13 protein-coding genes and 2 tRNA genes are annotated in these 13,606 nt (G+C 52.1%); 5 read left to right on the top strand and 10 right to left on the bottom strand.

Annotated elements, in window-relative coordinates; genetic code table 11:
- Positions 1 to 36: 36 nt before the first annotated feature.
- From AB1E22_RS18025 to AB1E22_RS18010, 4 genes are read right to left on the bottom strand one after another with little or no spacing between them, the layout of a single operon-like run.
- Positions 37 to 540, bottom strand: a complete 504-nt coding sequence (locus AB1E22_RS18025) for a protein disulfide oxidoreductase (RefSeq protein ID WP_367596603.1) — start codon at positions 538 to 540, stop codon at positions 37 to 39.
- A complete protein-coding gene (locus AB1E22_RS18020; RefSeq protein WP_367596602.1) occupies positions 530 to 1,141 on the bottom strand; it encodes a DsbA family protein in 612 nt (203 codons plus the stop codon). Before AB1E22_RS18020 ends, AB1E22_RS18025 begins: the two co-directional genes overlap by 11 nt.
- Complete coding sequence (locus tag AB1E22_RS18015) at positions 1,141 to 3,024, bottom strand: protein-disulfide reductase DsbD family protein (RefSeq protein WP_367596601.1); 1,884 nt, start codon at positions 3,022 to 3,024, stop codon at positions 1,141 to 1,143. The genes AB1E22_RS18020 and AB1E22_RS18015 overlap by 1 nt, the downstream gene beginning before the upstream one ends.
- 49 nt (positions 3,025 to 3,073) lie before the next feature.
- On the bottom strand, positions 3,074 to 3,448 hold the full coding sequence (locus AB1E22_RS18010) for a copper resistance protein (protein WP_367596600.1): 375 nt from the start codon (positions 3,446 to 3,448) through the stop codon (positions 3,074 to 3,076).
- A gap of 191 nt (positions 3,449 to 3,639) precedes the next feature.
- On the opposite strand from AB1E22_RS18010, the gene AB1E22_RS18005 reads away from it, so the two are divergent.
- The 4 genes from AB1E22_RS18005 to AB1E22_RS17990 all read left to right on the top strand — a co-directional run bounded on the left by AB1E22_RS18005 (position 3,640) and on the right by AB1E22_RS17990 (position 7,302).
- Positions 3,640 to 3,715 (top strand) — tRNA-Asn (locus tag AB1E22_RS18005).
- Positions 3,716 to 3,842: 127 nt separating this feature from the next.
- Positions 3,843 to 5,303 (top strand): AMP nucleosidase, encoded by a 1,461-nt coding sequence (locus AB1E22_RS18000; RefSeq protein ID WP_367596599.1) that lies wholly within the window; start codon positions 3,843 to 3,845, stop codon positions 5,301 to 5,303.
- A gap of 12 nt (positions 5,304 to 5,315) precedes the next feature.
- Positions 5,316 to 7,094 carry an aminopeptidase P family protein gene (locus tag AB1E22_RS17995; protein WP_367596598.1) on the top strand — a complete coding sequence of 593 codons (1,779 nt, stop codon included), beginning with the start codon at positions 5,316 to 5,318 and terminating at the stop codon, positions 7,092 to 7,094.
- Positions 7,095 to 7,226: 132 nt separating this feature from the next.
- Positions 7,227 to 7,302: transfer RNA gene (locus AB1E22_RS17990), tRNA-Asn, on the top strand.
- Positions 7,303 to 7,433: 131 nt separating this feature from the next.
- Here AB1E22_RS17990 and pgsA read toward each other — a convergent pair.
- From pgsA to uvrY, 3 genes are read right to left on the bottom strand one after another with little or no spacing between them, the layout of a single operon-like run.
- Positions 7,434 to 7,991 (bottom strand): CDP-diacylglycerol--glycerol-3-phosphate 3-phosphatidyltransferase, encoded by a 558-nt coding sequence (gene pgsA, locus AB1E22_RS17985; RefSeq protein WP_367596597.1) that lies wholly within the window; start codon positions 7,989 to 7,991, stop codon positions 7,434 to 7,436.
- Between the two features lie 57 nt (positions 7,992 to 8,048).
- Complete coding sequence (gene uvrC / locus AB1E22_RS17980) at positions 8,049 to 9,881, bottom strand: excinuclease ABC subunit UvrC (RefSeq protein WP_367596596.1); 1,833 nt, start codon at positions 9,879 to 9,881, stop codon at positions 8,049 to 8,051.
- Positions 9,874 to 10,533: a UvrY/SirA/GacA family response regulator transcription factor gene (uvrY, locus tag AB1E22_RS17975; protein ID WP_139877011.1), complete on the bottom strand. Its 660-nt coding sequence runs from the start codon at positions 10,531 to 10,533 to the stop codon at positions 9,874 to 9,876. Before uvrY ends, uvrC begins: the two co-directional genes overlap by 8 nt.
- Before the next feature lie 424 nt (positions 10,534 to 10,957).
- Between uvrY and AB1E22_RS17970 the strand changes: the two genes are divergently transcribed.
- Complete coding sequence (locus AB1E22_RS17970; RefSeq protein WP_367596594.1) at positions 10,958 to 11,182, top strand: DUF2594 family protein; 225 nt, start codon at positions 10,958 to 10,960, stop codon at positions 11,180 to 11,182.
- A 73-nt stretch (positions 11,183 to 11,255) separates the two neighbouring features.
- Here AB1E22_RS17970 and sdiA read toward each other — a convergent pair whose 3' ends face one another.
- The 3 genes from sdiA to tcyL all read right to left on the bottom strand — a co-directional run bounded on the left by sdiA (position 11,256) and on the right by tcyL (position 13,603).
- Entirely contained in the window at positions 11,256 to 11,978 is a 723-nt protein-coding gene (gene sdiA, locus AB1E22_RS17965; RefSeq protein WP_367596593.1) for a transcriptional regulator SdiA, read from the bottom strand.
- Between the two features lie 207 nt (positions 11,979 to 12,185).
- On the bottom strand, positions 12,186 to 12,938 hold the full coding sequence (tcyN, locus tag AB1E22_RS17960; protein ID WP_367596592.1) for an L-cystine ABC transporter ATP-binding protein TcyN: 753 nt from the start codon (positions 12,936 to 12,938) through the stop codon (positions 12,186 to 12,188).
- Positions 12,935 to 13,603, bottom strand: a complete 669-nt coding sequence (gene tcyL / locus AB1E22_RS17955; protein WP_367596591.1) for a cystine ABC transporter permease — start codon at positions 13,601 to 13,603, stop codon at positions 12,935 to 12,937. Before tcyL ends, tcyN begins: the two co-directional genes overlap by 4 nt.
- Between the last annotated feature and the right edge of the window lie 3 nt (positions 13,604 to 13,606).

Raw genomic sequence — 13,606 nt, 5'->3', positions numbered from 1 at the left:
ACCATCGCGGTGCGCACATTGGCAGGTTTTCGCGAATTATAAAGCGGCAAACCACAGGCGCAGCTTCATGCCCCAGTAGCTCGTCCAACCGGTAGTAGACGAAACCACTTCGCCTTTATAAAGCACCACCAGCGTAGGCGTGACGCCTATTTGCCAGGTGCGAGATAATTCCCCGGAGGCATCATTCACCACAGGAAGCTGAAATTTTTTATGTTCAAGCCAGCGCGTAACGTCCCTGGGTTCCCCCGAACGTAAAGCGATAGTCATGATATTTTCGCCTTCCTCCGCCAGTTGTGCGACCGATGGTGTTGTGTAACGGCATATACCGCACCAGCTCGCCCAGAAATAAAGCAGCAGCGGGCGTTCATCGCTTAATGTGCTCAGCCTGATCACATTGCCATCAAGCGTATGCATCGGTGTGCTGTCAAATGTGGTTGGCATTGTTGGCGCGCGCCACCAATCCATCACGACAACAATAGTGATGAAAATCATCACGGCGACCAGGGCTTCACGCCCCCAGCGTCTGAGCTTACTTTTCATTGGCCTGCTCTCGCTTCTCTTTTACCAGTTGATCCAACGATTCCCATGGCACCGCGCCCGCCAGCAAAGTATCGCCAACCAGGGTTGCTGGCGTCCCCTCCACACCAACCACGCGCGCCAGTTGCAGATTGAGATTCAACGTTTCCTGACTCAGCTCGTCCGGCTTGAGCGGCGTAGCGCCACTTTTTGCGACTGCCGCATCAATGGTGCCCGCGGTGTGATTCCCCTTTTTGGACATCAGACTTTGATGTAACGCAAGGAACTGCTGTGGGTTTTCCCGCCAGGTCGTCAGCGCCACGCGTGAGGCAAGTGAAGAGGACTCACCGCGAAACGGCAGCAGCTTAAATACCACGGCGACATCAGGATATTTCTCGACGATCTTCTCCAGCATGGGATCAAATTTTTTGCAGTAAGGGCAGTTGTAGTCGGTAAAAGAGATAAGCGTCAGTTTCGGCGAAGTTGCGCCTATCCGCGGGCTAGCGGGGTCGTGATACAACGCCTGGAAAATCATCTCCTGCAATTGCTCTTCATTGGATGGCGTGGCGGCAGTTGCGCTAAACGTTGTCAGCAGCAGCACCCAAAAAGTGATGATCGTTTTCATTATTTATCTCCTTGCGCTTGAGTCAGCGTATTGAGCACAGAGTCACGTGTTAACAGGGTTGGCAGTGCTTTACCGTCTGTCATCTTTGGGCCATAAACCTGATTAAACGGCACGCCGGACTGGCCGCGTTGTTTGAGAAACGTAGTGATTGCTTCGGAAGGGAGCGTCCAGTCACCGCGTAGCGCAACCACATCCGGTTGTTGCAATACGGCCTGCACATCATCGCGAGAAAGAACGTTTAACTTATTAATTTTGCAGGTAATGCACCAGTCCGCAGTGACATCAATAAACACGCGTTTATTTTGCGCCAGGGCATCGGCAATCGCTTGTTCGCTGAGCGGTTGCCAGGCGATGTTTTCTTTCGCTGACGCATTGGTCGTTGAACTAAAATGAACCGGCAACAGGCTCGCCAACCATAGTGCCGACCCCAACATCATGACGGCCAGCGCCCGGCGCAGCCAAAGCATCCAGCGGCCTGGTCGCGGCAAACGTAATGCCAGGGACGGACGCGCAGCAATCAGCAGCCACGGCAGGCTCATCCCCACGCCGAGCGCAACGAAAATTCCCCACAGCACGGGCAACGAAGAAGCCAGAGCTACAGCCACTGCGGTTCCGAGGAACGGCGCACTGCATGGCGTAGCCAAAAGCGTGGCCAGCGCCCCCTGCCAGAAATGCCCGCTCATGCCGCTGCCGCCCTGCGTGGCGAGTTTGGTCGTCACTTTTGAAGAGAGTCGAAACTCAAATAGCCCAAACAGGTTGGCGCTGAAAACCAGCATGACTATCGCCATAAACCCGATAAACCAGACGCTCTGGAACTGGATCCCCCACCCCACCGCCTGATTCGTCAAACGCAACACCGTCATTAACAGTGCCAGCGCCATAAACGACACGAGAATACCGGCAAACGAGGCAAGGAATTGCTGACGTATCACCCGCCGATCCTGCTTTTCCACCAGCAGAACCGAGCCCAATTTCATACCCAACACCGGCAAAACACACGGCATTAAATTGAGGATGAACCCGCCCAACAATGCCAGGAGCAATACTTGCCACAGTTCAAAGTCGTTATCCGCATTCGGCATAAGGGGCGCATCGGCTATCAGCACACGGCTTTGTTGAGCTACGCCGTTATCTGCAATAACCAGCGAAAGATCGCGCCCGCGCAAATCGGGGCCCGCGCCGTCCCAGCCGTCGCTAACCGGAATCGTTGCCCACAGCGTTTCACCCTCGACGCGGTATTTTGGCTTACCAAAACTGGCATCTTCCGGCATATTCAGAAACAGTTCAGGTTTTTGCCAGCCTGCCGCCCGCGTGGCCTGCACTATCAGCCCCGCATTGTGATAACCGGCTTTAAGATTGTCCGTCAGGCCATTAGGCAGAGGCACTTTCCCCATCGCCTGAGCGAAGTCATGCGCAAAACTGGCACCGCTGTTATCTGGCGTAATTTCAAAAGGGAAATCCGTTAAAAGGCAAACATCTTTGCAGGTGGATAAGGTCAATACGCCCGCGATTTTCGCAGGCATTTTGCCTTCAAGCGTTAGCGGAATGCTAACCTCGTTGTGATAACCCTGCGTGGTAATACCCGCCACGTCAAACCGTTGCGGCACAGGCCAAAACCAGCGGGCAGATTTCACAGGTTCATGCCAGGTAATGCCCGGCGCGACTCCCCCATCCCCCGGTGAACGCCAATAGGTTTTCCAGCCCTCGGCGAGCTTAATATCCAGTAAAACCTGTGCTTCGCCCTGCGGGGACGAATCAGCCCGCAGACGCACGCTGGCATGACTGTTTTCAGCAGAACGCAGCCAGCCACTTTCCGCCGCCCAGGAAAAGGGCAGCCATAGCAGTAAAAGGCAGAGCAATGCCTGCCTGAAAAGACTCAACATATTTTTTCTCCGTAAATGAATTATCGACCAGTGTTAAACAGCCGGTTTTTCATTCACGGAAAACGCAAAATCGCAGATGGACTCTGAGGGTGGGCGAAGAAAATGCCCGTGCGGGGGCAACGGATGAAGGTTTCGCCTCAAGCGGCGCAAGCAGGGTAAGGATCAGGCTGAAAATAAACAGCGCGCTTTCAAACAGCACAGGCGGTGCGGCAAGCAATGATTTGGCACTCAGTTCGCAAGGCGTAACCGGGGAGGCATCGTCAATATTGGAAACATCGGGAACAGCGTTTTGCGAAAACATGACGCTTTGCGCAGCGTTCATTTGCAAAGCATGCAGCCCCGCCATGCGCTGCGCGGTGCAAACAAGCACCACCAGACAGGCCAGGAACAAAAACCACTTTGCTAAATGCTGCCGCTTATTCATGAATCCCTCACTCCAATTGAACCGCTTATCTTAGTCAGTCGTTCCGGTTTGGCAACAAATGCGCTGTAAAGATATGTCTGCACGCTCGGACGGCCTCGTTTGCTTGTTTTATCAGCAAACGAACAAAGGTAGTGATGAGAGGCTTTGACAAGCCTGAAATGCCTCGTTAATATGCGCCCCGTTCAAGCGATTCCTCTGTAGTTCAGTCGGTAGAACGGCGGACTGTTAATCCGTATGTCACTGGTTCGAGTCCAGTCAGAGGAGCCAAATTTAAGAAGCCTGCTTATTTAAGCAGGCTTTTTGCTTTTCCAGCCCCGCTCCCCCCTTCCGTTCCCTCCCGTCGATGACATACTATCGAAACCTGCTTACTGAAAAGCAGGACTAAGGAGAGAAGATGACGCATCAGACAGCCGACACTGCCCTTACCCCAAGCCAGGCCCTTGATAAATTAGAGGAGCTGTACGATGCCTCGGTCAATGCATTGCGCGACGCCATTGGCCAGTACGTTGAAAACGGTGCCCTTCCAGAAATAGAAAAACGTACCGCAGGATTATTTGTCTACCCGGAATTGCGCGTCAGTTGGGATGGCGCGATTCACCACCCGAATAAAACCCGCGCTTTCGCCCGATTCACTCATCCCGGCAGCTACACCACCACCGTCACCCGCCCCACACTTTTTCGCCATTACCTCGCGGAACAACTTACGCTGCTGTATGAAGACTACGGCGCACAAATTGAAGTGGGATTATCACGACACGAAATTCCGTATCCCTATGTGATTGATGGTTCGAATTTATCGCTGGACCGCTCAATGAGCGCCGGTTTGCCGCGCCACTTCCCGACCACGGAACTGGCGCAGATTGGCGATGAGACAGCCGACGGCCTGTTCCACCCTACCGAGTTCTACCCGCTTTCGCACTTTGATGCACGCCGCGTGGATTTTTCCCTGGCTCGTTTGCGCCACTACACCGGCACGCCGGTTGAACATTTTCAGTCGTTTGTGCTGTTCACCAACTACACCCGTTATGTTGATGAATTTGTGCGCTGGGGCTGCCAGCAGATCCTTGACCCGGAAAGCCCATACGTCGCCCTTTCCTGCGCAGGCGGCGTGTGGCTAACCGCCGACAGCCAGGCACCTGAAGAAGCGATTTCCGATCTCGCCTGGAAGAAACACCAAATGCCTGCCTGGCACCTGATTGACGCGAACGGCACTGGCATTACGCTTATCAACATTGGCGTAGGCCCGTCCAATGCAAAAACCATTTGCGATCACCTGGCGGTATTGCGCCCGGCGGCATGGCTGATGATTGGTCACTGCGGTGGCCTGCGCGAAAGCCAGTCGATTGGCGATTACGTTCTGGCCCATGCTTACTTGCGCGACGATCACGTTCTGGATGCAGTGTTACCGCCGGATATTCCTATCCCAAGCATTGCCGAAGTTCAGCGTGCGCTGTATGACGCCACTAAGCTTGTGAGCGGCATGCCGGGGGAAGAAGTTAAACAGCGCCTGCGTACCGGGACGGTCGTCACCACCGACGACCGTAACTGGGAACTGCGCTACTCCGCCTCGGCGCTGCGTTTTAATTTGAGCCGCGCCGTTGCGATTGATATGGAAAGCGCAACGATTGCCGCCCAGGGTTATCGCTTCCGCGTACCGTATGGCACGCTGCTGTGCGTTTCCGATAAACCGCTTCACGGTGAGATAAAGCTCCCCGGCCAGGCCAACCGGTTCTATGAAGGGGCGATCTCTGAGCACCTGCAAATCGGTATTTGCGCCATTGATTTGCTGCGAGCCGAAGGCGAACGTCTGCATTCGCGCAAACTGCGCACCTTTAATGAACCCCCTTTCCGCTAAGAGAAAATATTAATGCAACACACATCCTCCCTGGCTGCGTTGCGCAGCCTGCTTAACGCGCGTGATCTTGATGGCATGCTGATCCCCCGCGCCGATGCGCATCAAAGCGAATACAGCGCCCCGTTTGACGACAAACTGGCGTTTATCAGCGGCTTTGACGGTTCCGCGGGCCTGGCTCTTATTCTTGCGGATCGCGCCCTGCTGTTAGTCGATGGTCGCTACCAGGTTCAGGCTCGTCAGCAAGTGAATGTGGACGAGTTTGAAATCCATCATCTGCACGATGAACCTGTTCATTTGTGGATGCGCGATAACCTGCCAGCAGGGAAACGCATCGCCTTTGAGCCGATGCTGATGGTTAACAGTCAATACGAAAACCTGCGCACCAGCGGCTGCGATCTGGTTGCGGTTAACGACGATCCCCTTAATGAAATCTGGAGTACTCGCCCCGCAGCCCCTCAGGGTGCGATACGCCAGATGCCAGATGCGATTAGCGGCGAATCCAGCGCGTCTAAATGCGCGCGTGTTGCCCACGCGTTGACTCAGGAAGGAGCGGATTATTTGGCTTTGACGTTGCCGGATAATATTGCCTGGCTGCTGAATGTACGCGGGTCAGACATCGCCATGAGCCCGGTGCCACTCTCTTTTGCGTTGGTGAAAAACGACGGTGCCGTTGAGTGGTTTGTTGACTCAGCTAAGCTACAACAGCTTGATAGCGAAGTGCGGGAAGCGGTCACTGTACAAAATCCAGAAGATTTTCTGACGCGCTGCCAACAGCTTGCTGCGGGTAAAAGCTTCTTGCTGGATGGCGATAATGCGCCGGTTGCCGTCCGTTTTGCAGTAGAAACTGGCGGCGGTGACATCAAGTGGCAGGCCGATCCCATCACGTTGATGAAAGCCAATAAAAATGAGACCGAACTGGAAGGTTATCGCGCAAGTCATGTTCAGGATGGCGCGGCCTGGGTCAATTTCCTCGCCTGGCTCAGCCACGAAGTTCCGCTGCGGGAGGCCGCAGGCAACCCGATAACCGAACTCGAAGCCCAGGAAAAACAGCTCGCATTTCGTCAGGAGTGCGACAACTTCCTCGAGCAGAGTTTTGGGACAATTTCTGCAGCCGCCGGTAACGCAGCCATGTGCCATTACCACAGCGCGCCGGAAACCAACGCAGCCATCACCAGCAATGAATTTTACCTCAATGACTCTGGCGGACAGTATTTCAACGGAACGACGGATGCCACGCGCACGCTGAACTTTGGTCAGTTAGATGGGCAGCGCCGCCTGCATTACACCGCGGTGTTAAAAGGTTTTCTGTCGCTTATTTCACTGCAATTCCCGGAAGGCACCCAAGGGCATCAGTTAGATGCGTTTGCCCGCCGCCCGCTATGGGAACTGGGGCTGGATTATGACCACGGCACCGGACACGGCGTGGGGCACTACCTGCTGATTCATGAAAACCCGCATCGTATGGCGAAGAAAGTGAACCCGTGGCCAATGGTGCCGGGCAATATTCTCACCATTGAACCGGGTTATTACCTCGCGGGCAGCCACGGGATTCGTATCGAAAACCAGGTGGAAGTTGTCGCCTCGCAAGCGGGCTTCTGCAAGTTCGCCTCGCTAACGCTAATCCCTATCGATTTAAGTGCGGTTGAATTGCCGCTCATGAGCGAGCAGGAAATTGCCTGGCTGGATGAATACCACCAGCATGTACGCGAGAAATTGTCGCCACTGGTTTCCAGCGATGCCCGGCCGTGGCTGTTCGAAGCGACAGCGCCGGTACGGACGCAACGCGCGTAAATCCTTCAAAGAGCCGCGCTTTGCGGCTCTTTTCTACTTTTTGCTGATTAAACCAGCAATCAAACACGTTTCTTCTAAACAGCCTTTGACAACCCTGCCGCCGCTCGTTACTATGCGCCCCGTTCACACGATTCCTCTGTAGTTCAGTCGGTAGAACGGCGGACTGTTAATCCGTATGTCACTGGTTCGAGTCCAGTCAGAGGAGCCAAATTCGAAAGCCTGCTTAGGAAACTAAGCGGGCTTTTTTGCATTTGAAATTCAGGTTGGCGCGATCAAAAAAAGCATGAGCGTTAACTCATGCTTTCTGAAAAATGGCGGTTAAATCAGATTCAGGCCAGATTAAGCGCCGGAATTGTCGAGCAGGTCTTTGCTTGCCGCTTTCAGATACTGGAACATTGACCAGAACGTCAGTACCGCAGCGATAAAGAACAAGCCAATCCCCGCGTATTCAATCCACATATTTGGACGCCAGAGCATACCAATCAGGGCGAGCATTTGGGCCATTGTTTTGGTTTTACCAATCCAGGAGACGGCAACGCTGCTGCGTTTGCCAATTTCCGCCATCCATTCGCGCAATGCAGAAATAATGATCTCACGGGCAATCATGGTGGCGGCGGGGAGTGTGACCCACCACGCGTGATAGTGTTCAACCACCAGCACTAGCGCAACAACAACCATGACTTTATCGGCCACAGGGTCGAGGAAAGCGCCAAAGCGTGTGCTTTGGTTCCAGCGACGCGCCAGAAAACCATCAAACCAGTCAGTGATTGCGGCAAACCAGAAGATAAACGCACATAGGAATGGCGCCCAGCTAAACGGCAGATAAAAAGCCAGCACAAAGAATGGGATAAGGATGATACGAAACAGAGTAAGCAATGTTGGGATATTAAATTGCATAGTGCTGGTTAACTGTCTGTCGTAAGTGGAAATTGTCTCTATGTTGCTACAGAGGCCTTAATGTTTCAACGAGTAGAAGATCTTTTCTGCCAACGCTTGCGAGATACCCGGCACTTTTGCGATTTCTTCCACGGATGCATTCTTTAATGGTTGCAATCCCCCCATATATTTCAACAATTGCTGGCGACGTTTTGGCCCAACGCCCTCGATAGTCTCCAGAGCACTGGTATTTTTGACTTTCGCTCGTTTTTTACGGTGGCCGGAAATCGCGTGGTCATGTGATTCATCCCGAATATGCTGGATAACATGCAGCGCCGGTGAATCTGGCGGGAGTGAAAATCCCTCGCCTTCCGGCTCAAAGAACAGCGTTTCCAGCCCTGCTTTACGATCGGCCCCTTTTGCCACACCCAGCAGCAAAGGATGGTGTTTATCCCACGGCACATCCAGTTCAGCAAATACGGTTTTCGCCTGACCTAACTGCCCTTTACCGCCATCAATAAGAATCACATCCGGAACTTTGCTCTCGTCGATGGCTTTACCGTAGCGACGGCGCAACACCTGATTCATCGCCGCGTAATCATCCCCCGGCGTGATGCCTTCAATGTTATAGCGTCGGTATTCCGCGCGTAACGGGCCATTGGCATCAAACACCACGCAGGACGCGATGGTTTGCTCCCCCATGGTGTGGCTGATGTCAAAGCACTCCATCCTTTTGATTGCTGGCAGTTCCAGCACACTGGCTAAGGCCGCCAGACGCTGGTGGATAGTCGATTGCTGCGCCAGGCGCGTGACCAACGCCGTCGCGGCGTTAGTACGAGCAAGTTTAAGATAACGCGCCCTGTCACCGCGAGGCTTGGTCTGCACGTTAATACGCCGCCCTGCCAGTTCGGTCAGGGAATCCGACAGCAAGGTTTTATCCGGTAAATTGAAGTCCAGCAGGATTTCAGAAGGCAGCGTGCGCATCTGGCTGCCCTGCAAATAGAACTGCCCGACAAAAGTTTCAACGACTTCTGCAAGCTCCGTACCATTTGGCACTTTCGGGAAGTAACTGCGGCTGCCCAACACTTTACCTTGTCGGATAAAAAGAACATGCACGCAGGCCATACCCGAGTCGAACGATACGCCGATAACGTCAAGATCATCACCGGTATTGGAAACAAACTGTTTTTCCGTGACGCGACGAACCGCCTGAATCTGGTCGCGGATGCGCGCGGCCTCTTCAAACGCCAGGTTTTGACTCGCCTGCTCCATTCTGGCAATCAACTGATTCAGGACCTGGTCATCTTTACCGGACAGGAACAGACGCACATATTCCACCTGCTGAGCGTAATCTTCTTCGCTGACCAGACCCGCAACACACGGGCCCAGACAGCGGCCAATTTGATATTGCAGGCAAGGACGTGAGCGGTTGCGATAAACATTGTTTTCGCACTGACGAATCGGGAAGATTTTTTGCAATAGCGCCAGCGTTTCGCGCACCGCATAGCCATTTGGGAATGGCCCGAAGTACTCCCCTTTGGCATGCTTCGCGCCACGATGCATCGCTAATCGAGGGTGCGTATCACCGCTAAGGAAAATGAACGGATAAGATTTGTCATCACGCAGCAGCACGTTGTAGCGCGGCTGATAAAGCTTGATGTAGTTGTGCTCGAGCAGCAACGCTTCGGTTTCGGTGTGGGTGACCGTCACGTCGATATGCTGGATTAACGCAACCAGAGCTTCGGTTTTACGGCTGGCAAGATTGCTCCTGAAGTAGCTCGACAGGCGCTTTTTTAGATCTTTGGCTTTACCAACGTAAATGACCGTTTCGCTGGCGTCATACATGCGGTAGACGCCAGGTTGGCTGGTGACGGTTTTGAGAAAAGCGCGTGGGTCAAAGATTTCACTCACTACTGATTAACGTCTCCGCGCTGAATAAACCATGACGAATGGCCAGGTGTGTCAGCTCAACATCGCCACTGATATTCAGCTTACTAAACATGCGGTAACGGTAACTGTTGACCGTTTTTGGGCTGAGATTAAGCTGCTCTGAGATCTCATTGACCTTCTGGCCTTTGGTGATCATCAGCATAATCTGTAATTCACGCTCAGACAAACTGGCAAACGGGGTATCCGTTTTTTCCGGTTCAATCTGGCTCAATGCCATCTGCTGGGCAATATCAGACGCAATGTAACGCTGCCCGGCATTAACCGAACGAATCGCATTCACCACATCTTGCGGCGCGGCACCTTTACTTAAATAGCCCGCGGCGCCCGCCTGCATCACTTTTGCAGGTAGCGGATTTTCGGTGTGAATTGTCAACATAATCACTTTGATGTCTGTTGAATAGCGCGCGATTTTACGCGTCGCTTCAAGGCCACCAATACCCGGCATGTTCATGTCCATCAGGACTACATCAACCGGATGGCTGCGGCACCATTTTACGGCGTCCTCACCGCAGTTTGCTTCACCTGATATCTTGATCCCTTTGATATCTTCAAGAATGCGTCGTATCCCTGCGCGCACCAGTTCGTGGTCATCAACAAGAAGTACGTTGATCAAAGGGGAACTCTCCAGAAAAGGGATAACGCTGCTAAAAATTACCGGAACATATTAACGGGTTTTCCGGCAACTTTAAAACGTAAAAATAGACTTTCAAAACTAACACTGTTTTTGGAAATTTAATTGTACAGTGGAAACTTACAAGCGTTCAGATTAATTGATGACAAGTAATAATAAAAACTCTTTTCACATTAAAAAAAACGATAATCCATAAAGAGCAGAAGTTATAGGTCAGGCTCATCAGATTACTTTTATTTAACCATTAATAAACACAACCAAAACAAACATCGTCACATTGTATAGAAACCATGCGGCTCGATTCACGTAAGCACTAATAAAATGGTTTACGACTATGCTATACTCCGCCGCCTTACGAAACCGTTACACGAAATGACGTTGTACCAACCAAGACCGAGGAACACAAATGAGCACTCCTGATTTTTCCACCGCAGACAACAGTAGTGAACTGGCTATTGAAGTTACCTGCCTGAAAGCTATGCTGACTCAAATGCTTAAAGCCATGGGCCAGGCTGACGCAGGCAAAGTAATCATCAAAATGGAAAAGCAAATTTCTCAGATGGAAGACTCGGCGCATGCAGAAGTGTTTGGTAACACTGTTAAGCAAATTAAACAGGCTTACCGTCAGTAACCGGTAAACGACGGCTGGATGAGCTCTTTTTCTCCAGCCGTTTCGTTAGCATGCTCCCGTCCAACGCCCCCACTCAAATTATCCCAATCGCTGCTGCATAACAGGCAATTTGTGTTTTATTCGGCGCATTAAATTTCTTCTGCATATTTTTCTGATGAAAATTCACCGTATTTTCTGATATCGACAAAATAATGGCGATTTCAGCCGATGTTTTCCCCTCGCCCGTCCACTGCAATATTTCGCGCTCACGCTTGCTCAGTTTAAATGTCATGGCATCCATCGACGAATCATTAAGACGCGTTAATGTCATCAGGCTCAGTTCAGCCAGATATTGCAGACGTAGCTCAAGCTCCATATCAGGCAATATTTTGCCTTTTGCAGCGGTTCGCGAAACAGAGTAAAACCCCAACGCGCGATTCGGCGCCATCACACACTGGCTGATGCCCCGGCGTAATCCGTGATCTCTTGCCGCATCCCAAAACTCAAGGGTGTCACCAAAAAGTTCATCATTCCAGGGCAAATGCCCGCGCATGAAATTTTCAGGGCGCAGCACCGGATCAATCGCGAAATAGTTTTCGGCATGATAATGATCCAGCCAGGACTGCGGATAAGACGAGCGCAATGACGTTTTCGGGCGCGTAAATGGCACCGGATGACGAATACACAGCGAGTAATAATCAAATTCCAGTAATTCAGTTTGCTGATGAAGAATTTTCGTTATCTCGTCAGCCTCACTGACAGACTGGAAGAGACTTAATACGTCCTGTCGCCAGCTAAAAAAGTTGCGATCATCCATTATGTCTGGCGATTCTCCTGACACTAAAACTATTTCTAAATGTAATGCCTAACGCTATCACACTTATCAATATTATTTATATGATTTAACGACATCAGGCTCAGAATGTGAATAACTAGCGCTAAACCCCCAATATTCCATTGATTTAGCTTATGTATAACGAGCAAGACGTTACCCAAAGGCCCCCTATAAAAGGGGCCATTGTGGCTACTGCGTGAGGAACTTCTCCAGAAACTGCCGGGTACGCGGTTGCTGAGGATGAGCAAAGAGTTCGCGTGCGGGGCCCTGTTCTACAATGCGGCCTTGATCCATAAAAATGGCGCGGTCGGCAACATCACGAGCAAAGCTCATTTCATGCGTCACAATCACCATGGTGCGCTTTTCTTCTGCCAGTTGGCGAATGGTGCTTAACACTTCCCCCACAAGCTCAGGGTCGAGCGCTGAAGTGGGTTCATCAAACAATATCACTTCCGGGCGCATCGCCAGCGCACGCGCGATGGCCACGCGCTGCTGCTGCCCACCGGATAAGCGCCGCGGATAGCTGGTCTCTTTCCCGCTCAAGCCCACTTTCGCCAGCAGTTCGCGCGCACGCGCAATCGCTTCATCCTTTGGCTCGCCTTTTACGATCACCGGCCCTTCAATGATATTTTCAATCACCGTGCGATGAGGGAAAAGATTGAAGCTTTGGAACACGAAACCCACGTGCTGGCGCAGCTCGCGCACGCGATTTTTCTGTTTACTGAGCGATTGCGCGGCATCAATGGAAATTTCACCCACCTTAATGGTTCCGGACTCCGGCTGTTCCAGCAAATTAATGCAGCGCAATAGCGTCGTTTTACCGGAACCGCTCGGCCCGATAATCGCTACCACTTCACCCGCTTTTACTTCCAGATCGATACCGTGCAGCACCGTCTGTCCGTGGAATTTTTTGACCAGTTTTTTTACGTCGATTGCGCTCATTTTGGATCCCTGTCCTGGCGATTAAGCTGATTTTCAAAGTAGTTTTGCAACGAAGAGAGCACCGTTGCCATTACCCAGTAAATCAATGAAGCCGCGAGATACATGGTAAATACTTCAAGCGTACGCGAGGTAATAAGCTGCGCCTGGCGGAACAGTTCCGGCACCTGAATGGTCGCCGCAAGCGACGTGTCTTTCACCAGACTGATAAAACTGTTGCTCAGTGGTGGCAGTGCCACGCGTGCCGCCTGGGGTAAAATCGCCCGGCGCAGGGTTTGCCACGGTGTCATACCGATACTCGCCGCCGCTTCCCACTGCCCTTTCTCGATTGACGAAATCGCCGCACGCAAGGTTTCTGACGCATAAGCTGCGGTATTGAGCGACAAACCAATCATCGCCGCCGGAATAGGGTCAAGTTCAATACCGAATTGCGGCAGGCCGTAATAAATCATAAATAGCTGCGCGATTAACGGCGTGCCACGAAAAATTGACACGTAAAAACGCGATATCCATGAAAATGGCCAAAAGGGCGACAGGCGCATCAACGCCAGCAAAAACCCGAGAATCAACCCAAAGAACATGCCGCCGATGCTCAGTTGCAGCGTAAAGACGGCCCCTTTGAGGAGAAAGGGTGCTGAATCCAGCACCAGTTGAATACTTTCTTGCATACT

The organism is Buttiauxella gaviniae, assembly GCF_040786275.1.
GTDB lineage: Bacteria > Pseudomonadota > Gammaproteobacteria > Enterobacterales > Enterobacteriaceae > Buttiauxella > Buttiauxella gaviniae_A.
The sequence above is the reverse complement of the archived record's forward strand: the minus strand, read 5'-3'. Positions and strand labels throughout refer to the sequence as shown.